General features: G+C 74.8%; 16 protein-coding genes and 1 pseudogene. 7 read left to right on the forward strand and 10 right to left on the reverse strand.

Annotated features, from left to right (window positions below):
- The first annotated feature begins 23 nt into the window (after nt 1–23).
- The 3 genes and pseudogenes from ACIQCJ_RS12145 (at nt 24) to ACIQCJ_RS12155 (ending at nt 2,887) form a co-directional block, all read left to right on the forward strand.
- The gene (locus tag ACIQCJ_RS12145) at nt 24–500 is read left to right on the forward strand and encodes a Zn-ribbon domain-containing OB-fold protein (protein ID WP_402711305.1); all 477 of its coding nucleotides are present in this window, start codon (nt 24–26) and stop codon (nt 498–500) included.
- A complete protein-coding gene (locus tag ACIQCJ_RS12150; RefSeq protein WP_401313907.1) occupies nt 497–1,684 on the forward strand; it encodes a lipid-transfer protein in 1,188 nt (395 codons plus the stop codon). The genes ACIQCJ_RS12145 and ACIQCJ_RS12150 overlap by 4 nt, the downstream gene beginning before the upstream one ends.
- A 331-nt stretch (nt 1,685–2,015) precedes the next feature.
- Nucleotides 2,016–2,887: pseudogene (locus ACIQCJ_RS12155) on the forward strand (FGGY-family carbohydrate kinase).
- A 101-nt stretch (nt 2,888–2,988) separates the two neighbouring features.
- Here ACIQCJ_RS12155 and ACIQCJ_RS12160 read toward each other — a convergent pair.
- From ACIQCJ_RS12160 to ACIQCJ_RS12175, 4 genes are all read right to left on the reverse strand, one after another.
- Nucleotides 2,989–3,600 (reverse strand): ATP/GTP-binding protein, encoded by a 612-nt coding sequence (locus tag ACIQCJ_RS12160; protein WP_355344059.1) that lies wholly within the window; start codon nt 3,598–3,600, stop codon nt 2,989–2,991.
- 131 nt (nt 3,601–3,731) lie between these two features.
- Nucleotides 3,732–4,127, reverse strand: coding sequence for a DUF742 domain-containing protein (locus ACIQCJ_RS12165; RefSeq protein WP_355344056.1), 396 nt, complete (start codon nt 4,125–4,127; stop codon nt 3,732–3,734).
- A 32-nt stretch (nt 4,128–4,159) separates the two neighbouring features.
- Nucleotides 4,160–4,582 (reverse strand): roadblock/LC7 domain-containing protein, encoded by a 423-nt coding sequence (locus tag ACIQCJ_RS12170; RefSeq protein ID WP_188286155.1) that lies wholly within the window; start codon nt 4,580–4,582, stop codon nt 4,160–4,162.
- Nucleotides 4,579–7,266 carry a nitrate- and nitrite sensing domain-containing protein gene (locus tag ACIQCJ_RS12175; protein WP_402711306.1) on the reverse strand — a complete coding sequence of 896 codons (2,688 nt, stop codon included), beginning with the start codon at nt 7,264–7,266 and terminating at the stop codon, nt 4,579–4,581. Before ACIQCJ_RS12175 ends, ACIQCJ_RS12170 begins: the two co-directional genes overlap by 4 nt.
- Nucleotides 7,267–7,432: 166 nt before the next feature.
- Here ACIQCJ_RS12175 and ACIQCJ_RS12180 point away from each other — a divergent pair, with 166 nt between their 5' ends.
- Nucleotides 7,433–7,840, forward strand: a complete 408-nt coding sequence (locus ACIQCJ_RS12180) for a hypothetical protein (protein ID WP_391050091.1) — start codon at nt 7,433–7,435, stop codon at nt 7,838–7,840.
- Nucleotides 7,841–7,961: 121 nt separating this feature from the next.
- On the opposite strand, the gene ACIQCJ_RS12185 is transcribed toward ACIQCJ_RS12180, so the two are convergent.
- The 3 genes from ACIQCJ_RS12185 to ACIQCJ_RS12195 all read right to left on the reverse strand — a co-directional run bounded on the left by ACIQCJ_RS12185 (nt 7,962) and on the right by ACIQCJ_RS12195 (nt 15,603).
- Entirely contained in the window at nt 7,962–12,914 is a 4,953-nt protein-coding gene (locus tag ACIQCJ_RS12185) for a hypothetical protein (protein ID WP_402711307.1), read from the reverse strand.
- A 153-nt stretch (nt 12,915–13,067) separates the two neighbouring features.
- The gene (locus ACIQCJ_RS12190; RefSeq protein WP_355344044.1) at nt 13,068–13,982 is read right to left on the reverse strand and encodes a hypothetical protein; all 915 of its coding nucleotides are present in this window, start codon (nt 13,980–13,982) and stop codon (nt 13,068–13,070) included.
- Nucleotides 13,983–14,091: 109 nt separating this feature from the next.
- Nucleotides 14,092–15,603 carry a hypothetical protein gene (locus ACIQCJ_RS12195; protein WP_355344041.1) on the reverse strand — a complete coding sequence of 504 codons (1,512 nt, stop codon included), beginning with the start codon at nt 15,601–15,603 and terminating at the stop codon, nt 14,092–14,094.
- Between the two features lie 207 nt (nt 15,604–15,810).
- On the opposite strand from ACIQCJ_RS12195, the gene ACIQCJ_RS12200 reads away from it, so the two are divergent.
- From ACIQCJ_RS12200 to ACIQCJ_RS12210, 3 genes are read left to right on the forward strand one after another with little or no spacing between them, the layout of a single operon-like run.
- A complete protein-coding gene (locus ACIQCJ_RS12200; RefSeq protein ID WP_402711308.1) occupies nt 15,811–16,644 on the forward strand; it encodes a LamB/YcsF family protein in 834 nt (277 codons plus the stop codon).
- Nucleotides 16,645–16,691: 47 nt separating this feature from the next.
- Entirely contained in the window at nt 16,692–17,303 is a 612-nt protein-coding gene (locus ACIQCJ_RS12205; protein WP_402711309.1) for an allophanate hydrolase subunit 1, read from the forward strand.
- Nucleotides 17,300–18,232, forward strand: coding sequence for a biotin-dependent carboxyltransferase family protein (locus tag ACIQCJ_RS12210; protein ID WP_402711310.1), 933 nt, complete (start codon nt 17,300–17,302; stop codon nt 18,230–18,232). Before ACIQCJ_RS12205 ends, ACIQCJ_RS12210 begins: the two co-directional genes overlap by 4 nt.
- Here ACIQCJ_RS12210 and ACIQCJ_RS12215 read toward each other — a convergent pair.
- The 3 genes from ACIQCJ_RS12215 to ACIQCJ_RS12225 are packed head-to-tail and all read right to left on the reverse strand — an operon-like array spanning nt 18,133 to nt 21,655.
- Nucleotides 18,133–19,122, reverse strand: coding sequence for a GDSL-type esterase/lipase family protein (locus ACIQCJ_RS12215; RefSeq protein WP_391050100.1), 990 nt, complete (start codon nt 19,120–19,122; stop codon nt 18,133–18,135). The two genes, ACIQCJ_RS12210 and ACIQCJ_RS12215, sit on opposite strands and share 100 nt — an antisense overlap.
- Nucleotides 19,119–20,537, reverse strand: a complete 1,419-nt coding sequence (locus tag ACIQCJ_RS12220) for a glycosyltransferase (RefSeq protein ID WP_402711311.1) — start codon at nt 20,535–20,537, stop codon at nt 19,119–19,121. The genes ACIQCJ_RS12215 and ACIQCJ_RS12220 overlap by 4 nt, the downstream gene beginning before the upstream one ends.
- On the reverse strand, nt 20,534–21,655 hold the full coding sequence (locus ACIQCJ_RS12225; RefSeq protein WP_391164184.1) for a glycosyltransferase: 1,122 nt from the start codon (nt 21,653–21,655) through the stop codon (nt 20,534–20,536). The genes ACIQCJ_RS12220 and ACIQCJ_RS12225 overlap by 4 nt, the downstream gene beginning before the upstream one ends.
- Between the last annotated feature and the right edge of the window lie 24 nt (nt 21,656–21,679).

Here is a 21,679-nt window from a genome sequence, read left to right on the forward strand (position 1 = left end):
AGATGATGAGCCGGGGAGGCCGCGTGGAGCAGCACAGGCGCACACCGCCGGTGGTCGAGGGCTGGTTCACCGAGGGGACGGGACCCGACTTCCGGCTGCTCGGCACCCGGTGCCGCGACTGCGGAAGCGTGTTCTTCCCCCGTGAGGACTCCTTCTGCCGCAACCCCGCGTGCGCGGGTGCCGACTTGGACGAGTTCCCGCTGTCCAGGACCGGGCACGTCTGGTCGTACACCGACGCCCGCTACCGGACGCCGCCGCCGTATCCCTCGGACCCCGGGCGCGCGTGGCAGCCGTACACCCTGGTGGCCGTCGAGCTGGCGGACGAGCGGATGGTCGTGCTGGGACAGGCGGCGCCCGGGGTGACCCCGGCCGATCTCGCGGTCGGGATGCCGGTCGAGCTGGTGCCCGGGGTGCTCGGGGAGACGGCAGCCGACGGTACGGGCGGCGCCGACACCGGACGCGGCACCTGGAACTGGCGGCCCGTGGGCGGTGCCCGATGACCGCCGACATCGCGGTGCTCGGCGCCGGCATGCACCCCTGGGGCAAGTGGGGGCGGCCGTTCACCGAATACGGGGTCGCCGCCGCCCGCGCGGCCCTCGCGGACGCGGGCCTCGACTGGCGCGAGGTGCGGTCGGTGGTGGGCGCCGACACCGTACGCGGCGGCTATCCCGGATACGTGGCGGGCGCGACCTTCGCGCGGGCGCTCGGCTGGCAGGGCGCCCGCGTCACCAGCGTCTACGCCGCGTGCGCCTCCGGGGCGCAGGCCATCGCGACCGCCCGCGCGCAGATCCTGGCGGGCCTCACCGACGTGGCGCTCGTGGTCGGCGCCGACTCCGCGCCCAAGGGCTTCTTCGCCCCTGCGGGCGGCGAGCGGCCCGACGACCCCGACTGGCTGCGCTTCCGGGTCCTCGGCGCCACCAACCCCGGCTACTTCGGCCTGTACGCGCGCCGCAGGATGGCCGTGCACGGTGACACGCTCGACGACTTCGCGCAGGTCAAGGTCAAGAACTCCCGTGCGGGCGCGGCCAATCCGCTGGCCCGCTACCGCGAGCCGGTCAGCGCCGAAGAGGTCGCGGCCTCCGCGGTCGTCGCCGATCCGCTGCGACTGCTGGACATCTGCGCCACCTCGGACGGCGGCGCCGCGCTCGTGCTGTCGAGCATGGACTTCGCCCGGCGGCACACCTCCGCCCCGGTACGGATCCGCGCGGTCTCCACCGTGACGCCCCAATACCCGCGCACCGTACCGGACTTGCCGGACATCGCGAGTGACTCCGCCGTCGCCGTGCCCCCGCCCGAACAGGAGCCGCGCGCCTCGATCGCGGCGGCGGCGTACGAGGAAGCCGGGATCGCGCCGGGAGACCTCGACCTGGCGGAGGTCTACGACCTGTCGACCGCCCTGGAACTCCAGTGGTACGAGGATCTGGGCCTGTGCGCGACGGGTGAGGGCGCCAAACTGCTGCGATCGGGGGCGACCGCGCTGGGCGGCGCCATCCCGGTCAACACCAGCGGCGGCCTGGCGTCCTTCGGCGAGGCCGTACCCGCCCAGGCCATCGCGCAGGTCTGCGAGCTGGTCCGCCAGATCCGCGGCCGGGCGGAAGGGCGGCAGGTCGCGGGCGCGCGGCTCGGAATCACCGCCAACCAGGGGCTGTTCGGGCACGGCTCCGCGGTGGTCGTGGTGAAGTGACCGGGCACCGGGGGGCGCGTAGCGGATCGTACGGGCCGGGCGGACGCGCACCGGGCCGACCGGGTTGGTCGGACGCGCGCCGGGCCGCACGGGCCAGGCGGACGCGCACCGGGCCGGACCGTACCGACGCGTGTCGGGTCAAACGGTGGGGATCGGTCCCGGCTCCGTCGTGAAGTGACCTGATCGGTCAGGCTTCTTGACGCTCCGTCACCCCTGGAGAACACTTCCGGTGGCGCGGAGCCGGTCGGCGGGAGGGGCACCGGCCACCGGCGGTCCGCGCCGCCGCCCGTTCCCGACACGGTCCCGCGCGGACCGGGCAAGGGAGACCGACATGAGCGACCAGCCCGTGAGCTACGTGGCCGCCATCGACCAGGGCACCACGTCCACCCGGTGCGTCGTCTTCGACAGCGGCGGCCGGATCGTCGCCGCCGACCAGCGCGACCACCGGCAGATCCTCCCCAGGCCCGGCTGGGTGGAGCACGACGCGACCGAGATCTGGGCGAAGACGCAGGCCGTGGCGGCGGGCGCGCTCGCCAGGGCCGGGCTGCGCCCCGACCAGCTCAGCGCCCTCGGGATCGCCAACTGGAGGGCTCGATCGCCGTCACCGGGGCCCTCGTCCACTGGCTGCGCGACCAACTCGGCCTCATCCGCAGCGTGGACGAGATCGAGCCGCTGGCCGCGAGCGTGCCCGACAACGGCGGCGCCTACGTCGTGCCGGCCTTCTCCGGGCTGTTCGCGCCCTATTGGCGGTCCGACGCGCGCGGTGTGATCACCGGGCTCACCGGCTTCGTCACCAAGGCGCACCTGGCGCGGGCCGTGCTGGAGGCCACGAGCTGGCAGACCCGCGAGGTGGTCGACGCGATGCAGGAGGACTCCGGGGTACGCATCGCCGAACTGCGCGTGGACGGCGGCATGACCGTCAACAGCCTGCTGATGCAGCATCAGGCCGACGTGCTGGGCGTGCCGGTGGTCCGGCCGGTCGTCGCCGAGACCACCAGCCTCGGCGCGGCCTACGCGGCGGGTCTGGCGACCGGCGTGTGGGACGGCCTCGACACGCTCAGGGCGCAGTGGGAGCGCGACACCGAGTGGAAGCCGCGCATGGCCGAGCCGCGACGTGAACTCGGTTACCGGCGTTGGAAGATGGCCGTCGAGCGGAGCTTCGGCTGGCTGGAGGAGGACGGCGAGGACGGCTCCGCCGGATAGCGATCGTCTCTGAACGGCGGCCGGTTGGCCGTCTCGCGAAAGAACCGGGCTCAGGCGGCGGCCGGGCTGCGGAAGCGTCCGACCCCAGGCAGCCGCCGGGCTCAGGTGGCGGCGGGCTCCTTGCGCCCCGTCGCCATCTGCGCCGCGTGTTCCACCACGGTGATCAGGACGTTCTTCGCCGAGTCCCGCTCGCGCGCGTCGCACATCACCACCGGCACGGAGGCGTCCAGGTCGAGGGCGTCGCGCACGATGTCCGGCGCGTGCAGCTCGGCGCCGTCGAAGCAGTTGACGGCGACCGTGAAGGGGATGCCGCGCCGCTCGAAGTAGTCGACGGCCGCGAAGCAGTCCTCCAGGCGGCGGGTGTCGGCGAGCACGACCGCGCCGAGCGCGCCCTGCGCCAACTCGTCCCACAGGAACCAGAACCGGTCCTGTCCTGGCGTGCCGAACAGATACAGCACCAGGTTGTCCCTGAGCGTGATCCGCCCGAAGTCCATGGCGACGGTGGTGGTGCGCTTGCCCTCCACGCCCTCGATGTCGTCCACCGGGCGGCCCGCCTCGCTGAGCGACTCCTCGGTGCGCAGCGGCCTGATCTCGCTGACCGCGCCCACCAGCGTGGTCTTGCCCACGCCGAAGCCGCCCGCCACCAGCAGCTTGAGTGCCACCGGCTCGTCGGCGGACGGCTTGCGGCGGCGATCCGATCGCGCGAAAGCCATGTTGTGTCTACTTCCCTGCCGGCGTTGTCAGTTGTACGTCGATCTGTACGTCGGTTGCGCTTCGTCGTACGTCTGCGGAGAGCCTAGTCCTGTTCGAACATGACCGGCACGCCGCAGTGGATCACGATCCACTACAGCGCGCGCAGCCCGTTGATGACCTCGCGCAGGATGTTCTCGTCCACCAACTCGGCCGGTGGGACCGGCTGGTGGAGTTGTACGTGCGACGCCTCCAGCAGGTCCCCGACCAGGACGCGGACCACCCCGACCGGCAGGTCGAGGTCGGCGGCCAGCTCCGCGACGGAGACGGCCTGGACCTGACAGCGTTCGACGATGTCGAGGTGCTCGGGTGACAGCGTGTGGTCGTCCTGCGCGCCTCCGTCGTCCCCGGCCTCGGTCTCCGTGATCACCAGGGCGATCAGGTCGATCTTCGTCTCAGCGGCGTTGCTGGTGCGGCCCCTTGTCATCGCATAGGGCCGCACCACCGGTCCTGCCGCGTCGTCGTACCACCGGTCCGAATCAGAAGTCATGACACCCGTCACCCCGTTGTCAGATCATCCGGTCAGCCGCTGAGTGCCGCGCCGCCGTCGTTCCGAGCCGCGGTGCCCAGGTGGGCACCGACCCGCTTGACCAGTAGCGCCATCTCGTACGCGACCTGGCCGACATCGGACTCGGCCGCGCTGAGTACGGCCAGGCAGCTTCCGTCGCCCGCCGCCGTCACAAAGAGGAAGGCGTCGTCCAGTTCGACCATGGTCTGCCGGACGCGTCCGGCCTCGAAGTGCCGCCCAACGCCCTTGGCGAGGCTGTGGAAGCCGGATGCGACGGCGGCGAGGTGCTCGGAGTCCTCGCGGGTCAGTCCGTCCGACGCGCCGATGGCCAGGCCGTCGCCGGAGAGGACCAGGGCCTTGCGGATGCTGGCCACGCGCGAGACCAGATCGTCAAGGAGCCAGCTCAGCTCGCGTGTCGGGCTCGATGGTGCGGTCATCGACCGTTCCCCTCAGGTGTCGTTCTCGGTGCGGATGCCGACGGGTCGTCTTGCGTGCCGTCGTTCTCGGTCACTTCCCGGCCGCGCTGCCAGCCGCGCTGGAGTGCCGCCATCCGGTCGCGGACCTCGTCCGCCGACCGCTCGCGGCCGGCGCCCTCGCCGGTCGCGCCGCCGCTGTCGTGGGCGGTGGTCTCCACCCTCAACTGCGGCGCCAGATTGGCCTGCCTGACCCGGCGGGGCAGTGCGCTGCCGCTCGCGCCGGACGCGGTCGTCTTCTTCGCGGCCGTCAAAGGCGGGGACCCGGACGGGGGTTCGGGCGTGGGTTCGGACGCGGGCCGAGACGGGGACCGGCGCGCGGGCAGCGGCTGGGGCTCCGCCGGAGCCGGTGCCTGCGCCGGGGTCTGTGCCTGCGGCTGGCCCTGTGGGTACAGCTCGCCGCGGGCCTGCGCCTGCGCCACGGCCCGCTCCGCGGCCTGTTCCAGCGCTCCCCGGTCGGCCTGCGAGGTCTGCGCGGAGGGTCCGCCGACCGGTCGGCCGCGGTCGGAGACCAGTACGGGCGCGGTGCGGCGGCGGCGCGGCAACGGCAGCGGCCCGTCGAGTTCCGGGTCGCCCGCCTCGCCGACCGGCGCGCCGACGGGTTCGTCCGCCGGGTGCGCCTCGTGCTCCTTCTGCGTCTCGCCGCCGATGCCGTCAAGGCCCCACTGCCGGAAGGTGTGCTCGGTGTCGGAGGGCACCCGCGCCGGGCGGGACTCGGTGAGGTCACCGATCTTGGTCGCGCCGGTGTCGTCGCCGGTCTCGGTGAGCAGATTCGCCGGGATGAGGACGACGGCGGTGGTGCCGCCGTACGGGGACTGCCGCAGCGAGACCCTGACGCCCTGGCGCTGCGCGAGGCGGCTGACCACGAACAGGCCGAGCCGGTCGGTGTCCGACAGTTCGAATTCCGGGGTCTCGGCCAGCCGGAGGTTGGACTCCAGCAGCGCGTCGGGCGTCAGGCCGAGGCCGCGGTCGTCGATCTCCAGCACGAAGCCGTTGGCGACCGGCTCGCCGTGCAGCCGTACCGCGGTGTGCGGCGGCGAGAACACGGCGGCGTTCTCGATGAGTTCGGCGAGCAGGTGGGTGAGGTCGCCGACCGCGGAGCCGGTGACGGCCAGCCGGGGCAGACGCCGTACCTCGATCCGCTCGTAGTCCTCGACCTCGGCGACGGCGGCGCGGACCACGTCCATGAGCTGGACGGGCTTGCGCCACTGCCGGGAGGGGGCGACACCGGAGAGGATGACCAGGCCCTCGGCGTGCCGCCGCATGCGGGTGGTCATGTGGTCGAGGCGGAAGAGGTCGGCCAGTTCCTCGGCGTTCTCGGTGCGGCGCTCCATCGCGTCCAGCAAGGTGAGCTGGCGGTGCAGCAGGACCTGGCTGCGGCGGGCGAGGTTGACGAAGACCTCGGAGACGCCCTTGCGCATGTCGGCCTGGCGGACGGCGGCCTCGACGGCGGCCCGCTGGAGGGTGTTGAGCGCCTTGCCGACCTGTCCGATCTCGTCGTCGGAGTACTGGAGGCGCGGCACCTCGGTCTCGACGTCGACCTGTTCGCCCGCGGCCAGCCGCCGCATGACGCGGGGCAGCCGGGTGCCGGAGACCTCCTGGGCCTCGCGGCGCAGCCCGGACAGGTCGCGGATCAGGCTGCGGCCGATCCGTACCGACACGATCAGCGAGGCGATCACCGCGACCAGACCGAGGACACCGATGACGGCGGCTTCGACGACCAGCGTGGTGGACAGCGGCCTGGCCTGCTTGCTGAACTTCGCGATGGCCTCGCCGTCGAGCTTGCCGAGGTCGGTCATCACGGTGGCGGCGGTCGCGGGCCACGCCTTCTGGGCGGCCACGACCGGCGCCTCCTCCACGCCCGCGACGATGATCGCGTTCTCGGCGGCCCGCAGCGCCTTGCCGCTGGCGCTCTGCCAGTACGTGTCGAAGGGCGCGCGCGCCTCGTCGGTGAGGGTCTTGAGGTCGACGGCGTAGTAGTTGCGCTGCTCGGCGACCGCGAAGGTGAAGGAGCGCAGTTCGTCCTTGCTGGTGTGGCCGGTGCTGATCGCGGCGGCCATCAGCGCGTCCTCGCGGCTGACCTCCTCCTGCGCCCGGTAGAGGCCGATCACCGCACGCCGCTGGCTGTCCAGCGTGACGTCGCTGAGCGGGAGGTACTCCTCGAAGAGGTCGAAGGTGGGATCGACCAGCGAGTTGTACGCCTGGTAGGCGTCGTCGCGGGTGATCCGCTGGTTGTCGATCCGCTGGCGGAGCGAGGTGAGGCCCTCGACGGTGTTGAGGAGGTCGTCGAGGCGGTCGCGGGACCGCGCGTTGAGGTCGTCGCGGACGCCGGACGCGTCGATGGTCGTCCGCATCTTGGCGATGGACGCGTCGGTGGCGTGTTCCTGCTTGTCGTAGGCGATCCGCGCCTCGGAGTCACGGGTGTTGGCCAGAAAGACCAGAGCGACCCTGCGCTCCTGCTGAAGGTTCCGAACCGCGTCGTCGGCGGGATAGCCGACATTGTCGACTATTCGCTGGATGTCCGGCCGTCCGAACACCTCGCGCCCGGTGATGGTGGCGGCGAAGGCCCAGATGAGGGTGAGGGACACCAGTGGGATCAGCAGCAGCGCCACGATCTTCCGGCGGATCGTCGTACCGCGAAAGCGCATGGCCTCCCCAACGTCTTCCCCGGTATGGGGATCGTCTGTCGCGTTTAAACGGCGTGAGCCTACTACTGCCGATGCGGTAACTCGAAAGCCAGTGCGTAGGGTTGGGCAGGTCTGGCCGGATACGTACCCCGGAATGCATCGTGAAGATTCGGGGCAGGCACCTTGTATGGACTTCGAACAAGGGCGGGTGTGGACCGAGGACCCGGTCGGCACTCCCCGAATGCCCGATCCGGTACGAGCGGCGGCGGTGCGGGCGGTGCTGATCGTGGCCGTCGCGCTGATCCTCGCGGTGATGGCCGTACTGCTGGCCGCCGGACACTCCTGGCTGTCGGCGCCCGCGCTGATCTCCGCCGTCTTCACCAGCGTCGTCGCCACGTGGGCGGTGTTGGACGTGTGGGTGACGCGACAGGTGTGGAACCAGCGCAACGGGGTGCTCTCCAGCCCGAGCAGCGCGGCCCGTGCCCTGCGCAGGGAGCGGCGCAGAAGGCACCGTGCGGCGCGGTCGGCCGCGCGCGGCAGGCCGACGCGGCGGGTGCACATACCGCGTCATCTGCCCTGGCACCTCGGGGTCTGACTCCGGCCGCTCGCGGTCTGCCGTCGGTACCTGGTGGTAGGGCGACGGTCCGGGAGCTGATCGCGGTCCGTACCCAGCGGCGGCCGGTAGCAGCGGCGGCCACCGCCGGCGGCGGTCCGGACTAGCCTCTGTCCGGCTGGAGTTCCCTGCCCGGTCCGGGCACGGCGGCGCGCGCGGACCCGGAAACGGGCGCGTCCGATTCGCCGTCTCCCCCGTCCCGCTCCGGCTCGGGCGGCCGTCGGTACATCCGGGTGGCGGTGATCTCGCCGTGCACCTGCTCGCCCTGCGGGTCGGGGACCGGAAGTCCCGGCCGCAGGTGCTCCTCGACGCTGATGTATTTCAGGCCCGCCCGCAGATCCGCGTCATTGCGGAGCCTGACCACCAGCGGGAATTCGGCGAGTGCCGTGGTGTCGAACAGTCCCGTGGTGTAAATGAGCTGTACGCCCAAGGCGTCGGCCACCGCGCGCTGCAATTCCAGGAGATAGGTGGCGTTGGCGCGACCGATGGGATTGTCGAGGAACAAGGTGCCCGCGTGCCGCTGCTTGTCCCGGCCCCGGTCGTTGCTGCGCAGCGCGGCCATCGTGCAGTAGAGGGCGATGGCGGCGGTGAGGAGCTGCCCGCCGGAGAATACGTCGCCCATCTGTCCGACCGGCACCCGCTCGGCGCGCAGCACCGCGTCCGGTTTGAGGATCTCCACGGCGATGCCGCGCGGTTCGAGCGCGGACCCGACGCCGCGCAGCAGCAGCGACATCCCGTCCCGCCGCAGGTCCGAATTCTTGCGTACGGCGGCCCTGGTGGCCTCGTCGATGACCTCGCCGAGGCGTTCGGTGAGAACGGACTGGTCCGGGTCCTCGAAGCGAATCCGCAGGAACTCCTGGCCCGACCATTCGCCGAGCCCTTCCGGCAGCCGTGACAGGCGCTGCGCCGAGCGCAGGGTGGCGAGCGAGGACTCGACCAGGCCGCGCAGCCGGTCCACGATGCTGTCGCGGTTGCGCTCCAGCTGGGTCAGCTCGTCGGTCAGCACGCGCAGCCGCGGGGCGAAGGCGGTCGCCCAGGCCGCGGCGTGCTCGGGCAGCGCGGCGGCGGGCAGTTCCCTGATCTGCTGGCGCGCGGGCGTCCTGACCTGCTCGTAGCGCACCGCGTTGGCGTGCCGGACCAGGACGTCGGAGGCTTCGCGGAGCTGGGTCTCCGCGGTGGACAGGTCGGCCGCGCAGCCGCGCAGACCGCGCCGGGCCTCCGCCGCGGCCTGGCGGGCCTCCTCGGTGCTGCCGGGGTACGGCTCCGGCTCGTCCTCGTCCTGCTGTCCCGGCGCGTTGTCCCGCAGCAGGTCGCGCAGCATCGCGGCGATCTCGTCGAAGCCGCCCGCCGCGTCCTCGGCGGCGCGGTGGGCGTGGACCATGTCGGTGTGGGCGGCCCTCGCCTGCTCCAACGCGTCGGTGCGGGAGGCCAGTTCGGCGTTGGCGGCGCGCAGCAGCTCCTGCGCGTGCTCGGCGTCGCGCGGCAGCAGTCCGTCGGGCAGGTCGGTGTGCCGGTCGCCGTCCGCGGGCGCGAGCCGTTCCGCCTCGCCGCGCAGCCGCCCCAACTGCTCGCTGGCGGTGGAGGCGCGCGACTCCAGGGTCTGTACGAGCTGTTCCGCGCGGGCCGCCGCGGCCTGCCGGGAGGGGCCGTCGGCGCCGTCCGGGCCTTCGAGCAACTGGGCGGCGCGGCTGCGGACCTTGTTGGTGAGCCGGTCCAGTTCGACCAGGGCCGCGTTCTCGGTGCTCTCCGCGCGGGCCTGCTCGGCGCGCAGGTCGGCGCCGACACCGACCTTCTCGTACACCTGGGAGGCCGAGTGGTACGCCTCGCGGAGCGCGGGCAGCGACTCGGTGGCCGCGGGGGCCTGCGCCCGGTCCTGCGCGCTCTCGTCGGGGGCTCCGGCGATCTCGGACCGCTCGGCGCGCAGGACGCGTGCGGTGCGGCGGGCGTCGTCGGAGGCGCGCTGGGCGGCGCGGCGGTCCTCGTCCGCGGCGCGGGCCTGCGCCAGGCAGGTCTCGGCGCGGGTCTCCGCCTCGGCCGCGTCGGCGGCCAACTCCCGTGCCCTGCGCTGCCAGTTGGCGCGCTCGCGGAGCCGGTGGGCGAGACCGGCGAGCGCGTCGGCGCGGCGCCGGGCCTGCTCGGCGGCGGCGCGGCGGGCGTCGTTGTCCCGCGCGCTCTCGGCGGCGGCGGCCTCGGCCTCCGCGCGTTCGGCGCGCAGCGCGGCCAGCTCCGCGCGGGCCTGCTCCGCGCTCTGCCGCGCGGCGGTGACCTCCGCCTCCAGCTCGGCGAGGCGGTCCGGCGGGCAGGAGGCGCGCCACGAGGCGAGGCGGGCCGACAGCGTCCGGTCGTGCGCGAGCCGGGCCGCGAGCGTCCTGATGTCCTCCTCGCGGGCGGTGGCGCGGGCCCGCAGCTCCTGGCGTTCGCCGTCGGCGGCCAGTTCGTCGTGCATCGCCGGGTTCGGCGGGACCAGGAACACGTCCTGGTCCGCGCTGCCCGCCGCCGTCGCGGGCGGCGGCGCGAGCAGCGCCGCCGCGGTGCCGACCGCGACTGTCGAGCGCGGCAGCAGCGCGGCCTGCGCCAGCACGTCCCTGGCCCGCTGGTACGAGCCGGGTTCCGTGACCACGACGCCGTCGACCAGCTCGGGGCGGGAGGCCAGCACGACCGCGTGGTCCACCGGGTCCACGGCCTGTGCGAGGTAGCGCCAGCCGGGCAGCGCCGGAATGCCGTGCTCCCCCAGGAATTCGACGGTCGCCAGGACGTCGGGGCCCGGCGGCAGCAGGCCGCCGTCGCCGAGCGCGGCGAGGATGCGCGCGTCGTCGGCCGCCGCGGTCCGCAGCTCGAAGAGTTTGCGCTCGGCGGAGGCGACGGCGCTGTCCAGCAGTTCCCGCAGCGGCTCGGCGAAGCCGTCGAGCTCCGCGGCGGTGAGGGGACCGTCCGCGGACGGGCGCGCGGCGGAGGGGCGGAGGGGCGACGCGCCCGCGCCGTCCCGGTCGGAGGCTCCCGAGCCCTGGCCGGTGCGGCCCGCGGCCATACCCGCGGCGCCGGAGCCCGTACCGCCGTGCCGTCCTGCCGAGCCCTCCCGGGCGTCACGGCCCGTACCGCCGTGCGGCCCGGTCGCGCTGTCACCGGCCGAGGCGTCGGAGGTTCTGCCGGAGCGGGCGCCGCTCGGGTGTCCGGCGTCCTGGCCCGCCGCGGAATCCGTGCCGTCGCGCGGGCCCGGCACGCTCAGCAGGGCGGCCAGGCGGGGGTCGGCGGCGAGCGCGGTGGCCGCCACGGTCGCGGCGGTTCTGGCGGCTTCCGCGGCGGTGAGGGCGTCGGCGGCGCGGGCGGCGGCCAGGTCGGCGCGGGCCTCGGCGGAGGCGGCCTCGCGGGCGCGGGCGGCGGCGCTGTGGGCGGTGTCGGTGGCGGAACGGGCCAGGGCCGCCGCGGTCTGTTCCGCGTCGGAGGCGGCGAGGGCCGCGCGGGCCGGGTCGGCGTCGGGTGCGGTGTCGTCGAGCCAGCCCGCGCTGACCGCCTCCGCGGTCTCCTGCTCGACCTCGGCGAGCCGCTGCCCGAGGTGTCCGCTCTCGCTGCGGGCGCGCTGCGCCTCGGTGGCGGCGGCGGTCGCGTCGCGGTGCGCGGCCTCGGACTCCGCCTGGAGCGCGGCGGACCGCTCCTCCTCGGCGTCGGCCTGCTGCTCGGCGCGTGCGGCGGCGGCGTGCAGGGCGCGTACGAGATCGGCGGCGGCGCGGGTGCGGGCGGCCAGCGCCGGGGCCGCGTCGCGTTCGGCCTCGCGGATCGCGGCGGTGACGCGGGCCAGCCGGTCGCCCGCGGCGCGCTGCCGCAGTACGGTCTCGGCCGCCTGCCAGGCGGCGTGCAGCGTACGGGCGTCGCCCAGCTCGCGGCGGAGTCCCGCGGCGCTCTTGTCCGCGGCGGCCAGCGCCAACGAGGCGTGCCGGTAGGCAAGTTCGGCGGCGATCAGGGCGCTGCCGCCGCGGGCCTGGTCGGCGTCGGTGACGCTGTGCGCGGCGCGCGCCATGTGCTCGGCCAGTTCGGTGGTCCTGCCGCGCTCCTGCTGGGCGCGGGCGGACAGGCGACGGGCGAGGGCGCGGGTGCGGCGTTCGGACTGGGCGTGGACGCCGCGGGCCTGGTCGCGGGTGGCGGCGGCCTCGACGATCCGCTCCAGCAGGTCGAGCGAGCCCGCGGTGAAGTCGCGTTCCGCGGTGAGTTCCGCGCGGCGGCCGAGCTTGTTGGCGAAGCCGTGCACGAGGTCGGCGAGGCCGTCGGTGTCACGGGTGTCGGTGACGGCGCGCAGCAGGAGGTCGGTGAAGTCGGAGTCCTTCTTGACGGCGAACAGGCCCGCGGCCTCGCCCTCGTCGGCGTTCATCTCCCGCTGGTAGCGGAAGAGTTCGGGGTCGAGGCCGAGGTCGCCGAGGTGTTCGTTCCACCGGTCGTGGATCTCCTCCCACACCACTTCCAGGTGCGGGTACGCCTTGCCCGCCTCGGTGACCGCGTCCCGGAAGCCCTTCATGGTGCGGCGCCTGCCGCGCGCGCCGGACATGCCCTCGACCGGCGGCCGTACGCTGGCGGCCTCGGCGACCGGCAGCGAGTCCAGGCTGAGGCCGGGTCCCGGCCGGAACGAATACCACGCCTCGGCGAATTTCCGCGGGTCGGTGGAGACCTGGCGGCCTCGCCACTCGCTGACCTTGCCGACCACGACCAGCTCGCCTGTGACGGTGTGCTGCCACTCCAGGGCGACGTGGCCGCAGTCCTCGGCCAGCAGGAATTTCCGCAGGACGCCGGAGCTGGCGCCGCCCAGGGTGTTGCGGTGGCCGGGCAGCATCACCGAGAAGATCAGCTTGAGCAGGACCGACTTGCCGCCGCCGTTCTCCAGGAAGAGCACGCCCGCGGGCGCCGGGCGGCGCGGCGGTCCTGCGGGCTCGTCGGCGAAGAACTCGCCCTGCGCGGGGGCGGGTTGCGGCACCGGCTCGCCGACGCCCCGCAGGTCCAGGACGGTGTCGGCGTAGCGCGCGCCCGCGGGCCCGATGGAGTAGAGGCGGAGTCGGGAAAGCTCGTACATGCGGCGGACTCTCGTGGCTCGTGGTTCAGGTCGGAAGTGGACTGGAGGTCGGGGGCGAGTGGGGGGGTCGGGGGCGAGTGGGGGGGTCGGGGGCGAGTGGGAGGCGGGGCGGGTGGGAGGCGGTGGCGGTGGCGGGTGGGAGGCGGGCCCCGGTCAGGTGTGGGCGTGGAACGGCAGACCGGCGTCCGCGGCCAGGTCGAGGCCGCTGTCGTCGGCGGCGGCCGGGACGAGGCTGGCGCTGCCGTCGCCGACCGGGACGATGCCGAGGTCGAGCAGTTCGGCCATGGCGGCGCTGCCCGCCATGTCGCGGACCTGCAACTGGTAGCGGGCGGTGGTGCGGTAGGTGCCTCCCGACTCGTCCCCGGTGCGCTGGAGGAAGCCGGAGTCGACGAGGAAGGCGACGGCCTTGCCGATGATGCCGGTGGTGGAACTGGCCAGTCTGCGGGCGTCCTTGGTGGCGCCGGTCGCGCTGCGCCGGGTGTAGACCCGCCAGGCGGCTTCCAGTCCCGGTGCGTCGCTGGCCGGGTCGGTGTTCTCACCGGTCTCGTCGGCCTGTTCCTCCAGGCGGCGGCAGGCCTGGCGGATGAAGGCGTCGATGCCGTTGACGGTGATCCGGCCGATGTAGCCGTCGTCGGCGAGGTCCTCGGGGCGCGGGAAGGCGAGCGCCGCCGCGGCGAGGTGGGCCAGGCCGTGCAGGAAGCGGTCACCGGAGTCGGAGGCGGCGCGGCGGGCGTAGTCGCCCATCCGGACGGCGAACACCGAGTCCTCGCCCGCCGCCAGGGCCATTCCGGCGCGGGGCGAGACCTCCAGCACGATCAGGCCGAGTCCGGCCGCGACCGCGTCGGCCAGGCGCGCGAAGGCGGGGTCCTCGCGGTGGCGGCGGATCAGTTCCGCGTACTCCGCGTCGCGGGCGGGCAGCAGCTTGGGCTGGAGCCCGAAGCCCACGAGGCGGGCGGCGTCCGCCGCGTCGCCGGGCGTCACTCCCCCGGTGCGCGCCGGTCCGGTGCTCCCGGCCTCGTACGCCGCGGCCTCGGGCGTGTCCGCCGCCGTCTCCCGGTACTCGCTCACTTCTCGCTCTCCTCGGTCCAGGCGATGACGCCGGTCGGCACCGTCGCGTCCGCCGCACGTGGTCGCCCGCCGCCGGGTCGGAAACGGCGGGCGGGCGCCGTGCCGGGCCTCACGCGGGCTCCGCGCGCGCGGCCGTCATCGCCGCCGCGTCCAGCCGCGCGGTGCCGACGATGAGGTCGGCGCCGCCGAATTCGTGGTCGTCCAGCGGCGTGCCGTCGTCCACCGCGAAGAGCAGGCGCTGTTCGCCCTGGCGGTAGGCGGTGCCGACCGGCGGGGAGGCGGCGTGGATCGCCAGCAGGGCCAGCAGATAGGGCAGTTCGGGGTCGCGGCGGCGGGCGTCGGCCAGGAGCCCCGACAGGCGGCGGGGCGCGTCGTGGGGCAGGTCGAGCAGATCGAGCGCGGATTCGAGCTGTTCCTCGCTGAACCGGCTGTCGTCCGGGGTGGCGACCAGGTCGGGCTCCGGCATCTCCGCGCCCAGGTGCTCCCGCTCCAGCGGCGGGGTGAGCAGCAGTTCGACCAGGTCGGTGACGCGTACGGCGGACGGGGTGCGCAGGCCCGCGCCGCGGGCGAAGAACGCGTCGGTGACCCGCGACGCGCGCTCGACCGGGATCGGCAGCAGGGGCGCGACGAGCTGCCCGTACAGGTCGAGTCCGGCGCGCGCGGGGGGCGCGGCGAACGCCTGCCGGTCCTGCTCGGCGCGGAACAGCGGTCCGGCCTCCAGCAGCCTGGACTGGAGCTGGGTGTGGCGCCGGATGCAGTCCTTGACGATGTCGACCAGTTCGGCGGCGCGGCGCTTGTGCTCCGGCTCCTCCGCCTCGTCGCGCGCCTTGCGGATGTTGGTGAGGATCGCGTTCTCGTGCCGGTAGCGGTCGGCGACGTGGTCGAGGGCCTCGGCGATCATGTCGGGGACGGTCCGCAGCCAGTCGACCGCCCGGACGTTGCGCCGGGTGGCCTCCAGGGTGCGGCGCAGCGTCTCCGCGTACTGCACGGTGCGGTACCTGGCCTGTTCCGCGGCGAGTTGGGCGTCGGCGAGCCTGCCGCGGCTGATCAGCACCTCCAGCTTGACCTCGGCGGCGATCTGCGCGCTGGTGACGTCGGTGTCGAGCGCGCCGACCAGGACGTTGACCGCCTCGTCGGTGGTGCGCAGGTAGACGCTGCCGCCGGGGCCCGGCACTTCCTCGATCAGCTTGAAGTCGTAGTCCCGCCGCACATATCCGCCGTCGGCGCCGAACGTGCCGTAGACGGCGCGGAATCCGCGGTCGGCGCTGCCGACATTGATCAGATTCTCCAGCACCCAGCGGGCGACGCGCTCGTGCTCGGCCTGGCCGCGGACGGGGGCCTGCGCGGCGACGCGGGGCAGCAGTCTGGCCACTATCTGGTCGTGGTCCGCGCCGGTGTCGAAGTCCATGTTGAGCGTGACCAGGTCGATCGCGGCCAGCGCGATCTCCGCCATCGCGTACACCGAGTACTCGCCCGCGAGGTTGGCCTTGCGGGTGTCGAGGTCGTGCAGCGGCGCCGTGCAGGCGAGCGCCTTGAGCCTGCGGGCCAGGCCCTCGTCGGCGGCCGGGCCCGGGGCGGGCCGGGCGGCGCCCGGCAGCGAGTACGGGATCGTGGTGGTCACGCCCCACACATTAGGCGGTGGCACCGACAACGAACGAAACGGCACGGATCGCCACGGGGCGGGCACCCGGCGCGTCGGCCCGCGGGAGTGCCATGATCGGTCCCGCGACAGGTACGGCACGGGCACGGAAGACTGGCGGGCGGCGCGCGGAGCACCTTCGGCGCCGTTCGTAGGCGGATACGAGGATACGAGGACGGGCTGATCATCATGGCGGACGCGGTCACCGGGGCGGCACCCGGCACGGCTCCTCGGACACCTCCCGGCACGGCACCCGACACCGACCCCGGCGCGGTCATCGATCTCAACGCCGACCTCGGCGAGGGCTTCGGCCGCTGGCGGCTGACCGACGACGAGGCGCTGCTGTCCGTCGTCACCAGCGCGAATGTCGCGTGCGGCTTCCACGCCGGCGACCCGTCGACGATGTGGCGGGTGTGCGAACTGGCGGCGGAGCGGGGCGTACGGATCGGCGCGCAGGTCTCCTACCGCGACCTCGCCGGTTTCGGCCGGCGCTCGATGGACGTGCCTCCGGAGGAACTGGCCGCCGAAGTCGCCTATCAGATCGGCGCGTTGGAGGTCTTCGCCCGCGCGGCGGGCACCACGGTGGCGTACGTCAAGCCGCACGGCGCCCTCTACAACCGGGCGGTGCACGACGCCGAGCAGGCGGTGGCCGTCGTCGCGGGCGTGCGGCTCGCGGGGGAACTGCCCGTACTCGGCCTGCCCGGCTCGCAGTTGCTGCTCGCGGCGGCCCGCGAAGGGCTGCCCACGGTCCACGAGGCGTTCGCCGACCGCGCCTACACCTCGGGCGGCACGCTGGTCCCGCGCCGCGAGCCGGGCGCGGTCCTGGAGTCGGAGGACGAGGTGGTGGCCCGCTCGGTGGGCATCGCCCGCGACGGGCGGGTGACGGCGATCACCGGCGAGAGGGTGCCGGTCGCCGCGAGGTCCTTGTGCGTGCACGGCGACACACCGGGCGCGGCCCGGCTGGCGGCCCGCGTCCGGGAGTCGCTGGAGGCGTCGGGTCTGCGGATCGCGGCCTTCGCGTGAGCCGGGCGGGTTCCGGGCCGGGTTCCGGGGCGGGCACGGGGCCGCGGGTGCTGCGCGCCGGGGCGGACGCCGTACTGGTGGAGTCCGCGACCGGTGAGGAGACGGAGGCGCTGCACGCCGAGTTGCTGCGCAGGCGGGCGGCCGGGGAACTGGCCGGGGTGACGGAGATCGTGCCCGCCGCCCGTACCGTGCTGGTGTGCGGGCTCGCCGATCCGCGGGCCTTCGCCGCCGAGGTGGCCGCGTGGGACGTGCCCGCGGTGCCGCGTGGGAGGGGCGCGGCCGTGGAGATCGCGGTGCGCTTCGACGGGCCCGACCTCGCGGAGGTGGCCGGGCTGTGGCAGGTCTCCCCCGAGGAGGTGGCAGGGACTGTGACCTCGACGCCCTTCCGTGTGGCCTTCTGCGGCTTCGCGCCCGGCTTCGGCTATCTGACCGGACTGCCCGAGCACCTGCGCGTACCGCGCCGGGCCGAGCCCCGTACCGCCGTACCGCCCGGCTCCGTCGCGCTGGCCGGACCGTACGCGGGGGTGTATCCGCGCTCCTCGCCCGGCGGTTGGCAACTGGTCGGCACGACGGACGCCGTGCTCTGGGACCCCGAGCGGGAGCCCGCGGCGCTGCTGAGCCCCGGCACCGAGGTGCGGTTCACGGAGGTGCGGGGGTGAGGGAAACGGCGGCAGGGCAGGCCGAGTTGGCCGTCGTACGGGCGGGGGCGCTCACCACCGTGCAGGACCTCGGGCGGCCGGGCCACGCGCATCTGGGGGTGCCGCGGTCCGGCGCGCTGGACGGTCCGGCGCTGCGGGCGGCGAACCGGCTGGTCGGCAATCCGGCGGAGGCCGCCGGTCTGGAGACGACGGTCGACGGCTGCGCGCTGCGGGCCTCGCACGCGGTGCTGGTGGCGGTGACGGGTGCGCCGTGCGCGGTGCGGGTCGACGGGCGTCCCGCGGCGTGGGGCGCGCCGGTACGGGTGCCGGGCGGGGCGGTGCTCGACGTGGGGCGGGCGGAGCCGGGGCTGCGCAGCTATCTGGCGGTGTCCGGCGGTGTGGCCGTACGGCCGGTGCTGGGCAGCAGGTCGACGGACCTGCTGTCGGGGCTCGGTCCCGCGCCGCTCGCGAGGGGTGACGTGCTGCCTGTCGGCGGCCGGTCCGGGGACGTCATCAGGGGCTCCGGCGTGAGCTCTGACAGAGACTTCGTCAGTCTCTTCGGCGAGGGCGATGTGGTGGCACTGCCCGGTCCCGGAGCCGAGTTGGTCCTTTCGTTGGCGCGCGGGCCGCGTGACGACTGGTTCGCGCCGGACGCCTTCCGTACGTTGTTCGGCGGCGGTTACACCGTCTCACCCGCGTCCAACCGGATCGGGCTGCGCACGCGGGGCCCGGCGCTGCGCCGGGCCCGCGGCGGTGAACTGCCCAGTGAGGGCATGGTGCTCGGCGCTGTGCAGGTGCCTCCGGACGGCTGTCCTGTGGTCTTTCTCGCCGACCATCCGACCACCGGCGGCTATCCGGTCATCGGCGTGGTCCCCGAGGGTTCGCTGCCGGCCGCCGCCCAGTCACCGCCGGGGACGCCGGTCCGCTTCGTGCCGCTCAGCACGCGCTGACCCGGCGCCGGTGGGCGCGGCGGGGTATACGGCCGCGCCGCCGGGCCCGGCGGGACCTTGAGCGCGGCGAGCGCCGCGACCGTGGCGCGCCGCGCGTCCTCCTCCAACACCGCTGTGCCGCCCTGCCGGTGGTGGCGCAGTTCGGTGCCCGCCAGCCGGATCAGGTCGGGCAGCAGGTCGGTGCAGCGGTCGGCGATCCACCGGGTGCCGCGGGTGGCCATCCACCACGCGGCGGCCCGTCGGCCGGGCGGCGCGCCGTCCGGCTCGGGGCGGGGCGCGGGCCCCTGGGCGAGGCCCGCGGCGGTGAGCAGGGCGTGGAAGTCGCGGGCGAGCAGCCGGTGTCCGGTCTCGCTGGGGTGCAGCCGGTCGGCGCTCAGCGCTCCCGGCATGGTCGCCCAGTGGCGCTCCGCGGCGTGGAGGTGGTGCGCGCCGTGGTGCGCGGACAGGGCGTGCACGGTGTCGTTGAGCGCGCGCATCCTGCGGCCCAGCGGCCGGGCCAGCGGCCACGGCAGCCCGAGCACGGTTCCGGGGTCCGGCAGGCACGCGGTGAGCACGTCGCAGCCCTCGGCGCGCAACGCGCCCATCACGACGTGCAGTTCGGCGGCCACCGCCTGGATGTCGAAGCCGCCGCGCAGCGTGTCGTTCCCGCCGACCAGCACGGACGCGAGGTCCGGCCGGTGCCGCAGCGCCGCTTCGAGCTGCGGACCCGCCACGTCGCCCGAACGGGCCCCGCTCCGGGCGAGGTTGAGCGTCCGGGTGTCGTACGGGGCCGCCGCGAGCCCGTCGGCGAGCAGCGCCGCCCAGCCGCGCCACCCGCCGTCGGGCAGCGGGTCGCCGACGCCTTCGCTGAGCGAGTCGCCGAGTACGGCGAAGCGCACGGCGCCGGTCACGGCCTGACCCCGTCGGACTCCGGTGCGGTCCGGCGGCGCGCGGACGGTGCGGCGGCGCCGACGGCGGCCCGGTGCGCGGTGAGGAAGGCGTTGACGGCGGCGGGCCAGGTGTACAGCTCGGCGCGGGTGCGGGCCATGGCGCGGCGCCCCTCCTCGGGCGCGGCCAGGATTCGCTGTACGGCGGCGGCGTACTGGGCGGGTGTGTCGGCGCAGCCGCCCGCCGGTCCGATGAGGGTGGGCAGCGCGGAGCGGGAGCTGGCCACCACGGGGGTGCCGCACGCGAGGGCTTCGAGGGCGGCCAGACCGAAGGTCTCGACGGGTCCCGGTGCCAGTGCCACGTCGGCGGTGGCGAGCAGCGCGGCGAGGTCGGCGCGCCGCGGCACGTGGCCGAGGAAGGTGACCGGCAGCCGGGCGGCCCTGGCCTGGGCGGTGAGCCGGGGCCGCAGGGGTCCCTCGCCCGCGACCACCAGCGCCGCGTCGACGCCGGAGCCGCGCAGGTGGGCCAGGGTCTCCAGCGCCATGCCCGGCCGCTTCTCGGGCGAGAGCCGCGAGCAGAGCACCAGCAGCACGGCGGCGCCGTGCCCGTGCGTCTCGCGCAGCCGCGGGTTCCGGGCACCGGGGTGGCAGCCTTCGAGGTCGACGCCGAGCGGGGCGCGTACGACGTTGCGGGCGCCGATCCGCTCGAATTCGGCGGCGGCCCAGGCCGTGGTGCACACCACACGCGTGTAGGCCAGCGCGGTACGGCGGTTGAGGGCGTCGGCGGCGCGGCGGGCGGGTCCCGAGGGCAGGCCCCAGGTGCCGAGCACACCGTCGGCGCTCTCGTGGGACACCATCAGGGAGGGCACGCGGTGCCGCCTGGCCCACTCCCCCGTCCAGCGCAGGGTGGTGCGGTCGGAGACCTCGATCCGGTCGGGGGCGAGCGAGGCGAGTACGGCCTCCACGGGGGCGCGGCGGGCCAGTACGCGGTAGCCGCCGGTGCCGGGGATCTCAGGGCCCGGCAGGGTGATCACCCGCCCCTGCGGGGTGAGTTCGTCGGAGGCGGTGGCGCCGGGGACGATCAGGACGGGTTCGTGGCCCGCCGCCGCGTAGCCCTCGCCGAGGTGGCGCAGCGCGGTGCGCAGGCCGCCGGAGACGGGCGTGACGAAGTTGGCGAGCCGCACGATGCGCAGGGCGGACTCGGGGTCGCGGTCGAGGGGGTGCGGGGCGGTGCGGGCGCCGCCGTCGGGTGACGCGAGGTCGTCCTGGCCGTACATGACGTGGTCCCTGCCGTCGGTGGGGTCGGTGCCGAAGTCTGTGATGGTGCCGCCGGTTCGCGCGCCGCTCGCCGTACCGGCCGTTCGCGTACCGGTGGTCGTACGGTCGCCCGCGCCGCTCATGCCGTCGCCGTTGACGCCGCCGCTCATGTCGGTGGTCATGCCGCTGCCGCCTCGCGCTCGCCGAGCACCTGGTCGTAGTGGCCGAGGAGTTGGTCGCCGACGGCCTCCCACGTACGGTCGGCGACCGCTGTGCGAGCCGCGCTCCCGTAGCGCTCGCGCAACCCGTCGTCGCCGAGCAGGAACTGGACGGCCGAGCGGACGGCCGCCGGGTCGAGCGGCGGCACCAGCAGGCCGGTGCGGCCGTGCTGGACGAGGTCGAGGGGGCCGCCGGCCGCCGGGGCGACGACGGGGACTCCGCTGGCCATCGCCTCCTGCACGGTCTGGCAGAAGGTCTCGAACGGTCCTGTGTGGCAGAAGACGTCGAAGGAGGCGTGGATGCGGGCGAGTTCGGTGCCGGTCCTGCGGCCCATGAAGACCGCGCCCGGCAGGGCGGTGCGCAGGCTCGGCGCGCTGGGGCCGTCGCCGACGACGACCACGCGCACACCGGGCAGTTCGCAGAGCCCGGCGAGCAGTTCGACGTGCTTCTCCGGCGCGAGCCTGCCGACGTATCCGACGATCAGCTCGCCGTTCGGGGCCAGTTCGCGGCGCAGCGACCCGTCGCGGCGCGCGGGGTGGAAGCGGTCGGAGTCGACGCCGCGCGGCCACAAGTGGACGCGCGGCACGCCCTGTTCCGCCAGCGCGCTGACGGACGCGGAGGAGGGGGCCAGGGTGCGGGCAGCGGCGGAGTGCACCGCGCGGATCCGGCGCCAGGCGGCGGACTCGCCCGCGTTCAGATACGTCCTGGCGTATCCGGCGAGGTCGGTCTGGTAGACGGCGACGGCAGGGATACGCAACCGAGTGGCGGCGGCCAGGCCGCGCGCGCCGAGCACGAAGGGACTGGCCAGGTGGACCAGCTCCGTCCGGTGCGCGGCGATGGCGGCGGCGGTACGGCGGCCCGGCAGCGCGACCCGCACCTGCGGGTAGCCGGGCAGCGGGAGGGAGGGGACGCGGATGACGGGACAGGGGTCGGGACCGGGGTCCTGGTCGGCCGGGCCCGCGGGCGCGACCACGAGCGGTTCGTGGCCGCGCCGGGCGAGGTGTTCGGCCGTGCGCAGGGCGCAGTGGGCCACTCCGTTGACGTCGGGTGGGAAGGACTCTGTGACGATGGCGACACGCATACCGTGGTTGTCGCCGCATTGAGC

Origin of the sequence: Streptomyces sp. NPDC093221, from assembly GCF_044753885.1 — a bacterium.
In the GTDB taxonomy this organism is placed as follows: Bacteria; Actinomycetota; Actinomycetes; order Streptomycetales; family Streptomycetaceae; genus Actinacidiphila.

What these genes read in the sequence shown, in the direction of transcription:
- ACIQCJ_RS12175 (WP_402711306.1), bottom strand. Translation starts at nt 7,266, where the DNA reads ATGCGCTTTCGCGGTACGACGATCCGCCGGAAGATCGTGGCGCTGCTG.
- ACIQCJ_RS12170 (WP_188286155.1), bottom strand. Translation starts at nt 4,582, where the DNA reads ATGACCGCACCATCGAGCCCGACACGCGAGCTGAGCTGGCTCCTTGAC.
- ACIQCJ_RS12150 (WP_401313907.1), top strand. Translation starts at nt 497, where the DNA reads ATGACCGCCGACATCGCGGTGCTCGGCGCCGGCATGCACCCCTGGGGC.
- ACIQCJ_RS12225 (WP_391164184.1), bottom strand. Translation starts at nt 21,655, where the DNA reads ATGCGTGTCGCCATCGTCACAGAGTCCTTCCCACCCGACGTCAACGGA.
- ACIQCJ_RS12160 (WP_355344059.1), bottom strand. Translation starts at nt 3,600, where the DNA reads ATGGCTTTCGCGCGATCGGATCGCCGCCGCAAGCCGTCCGCCGACGAG.
- ACIQCJ_RS12165 (WP_355344056.1), bottom strand. Translation starts at nt 4,127, where the DNA reads ATGACTTCTGATTCGGACCGGTGGTACGACGACGCGGCAGGACCGGTG.
- ACIQCJ_RS12220 (WP_402711311.1), bottom strand. Translation starts at nt 20,537, where the DNA reads ATGACCACCGACATGAGCGGCGGCGTCAACGGCGACGGCATGAGCGGC.
- ACIQCJ_RS12180 (WP_391050091.1), top strand. Translation starts at nt 7,433, where the DNA reads ATGGACTTCGAACAAGGGCGGGTGTGGACCGAGGACCCGGTCGGCACT.
- ACIQCJ_RS12185 (WP_402711307.1), bottom strand. Translation starts at nt 12,914, where the DNA reads ATGTACGAGCTTTCCCGACTCCGCCTCTACTCCATCGGGCCCGCGGGC.
- ACIQCJ_RS12200 (WP_402711308.1), top strand. Translation starts at nt 15,811, where the DNA reads ATGGCGGACGCGGTCACCGGGGCGGCACCCGGCACGGCTCCTCGGACA.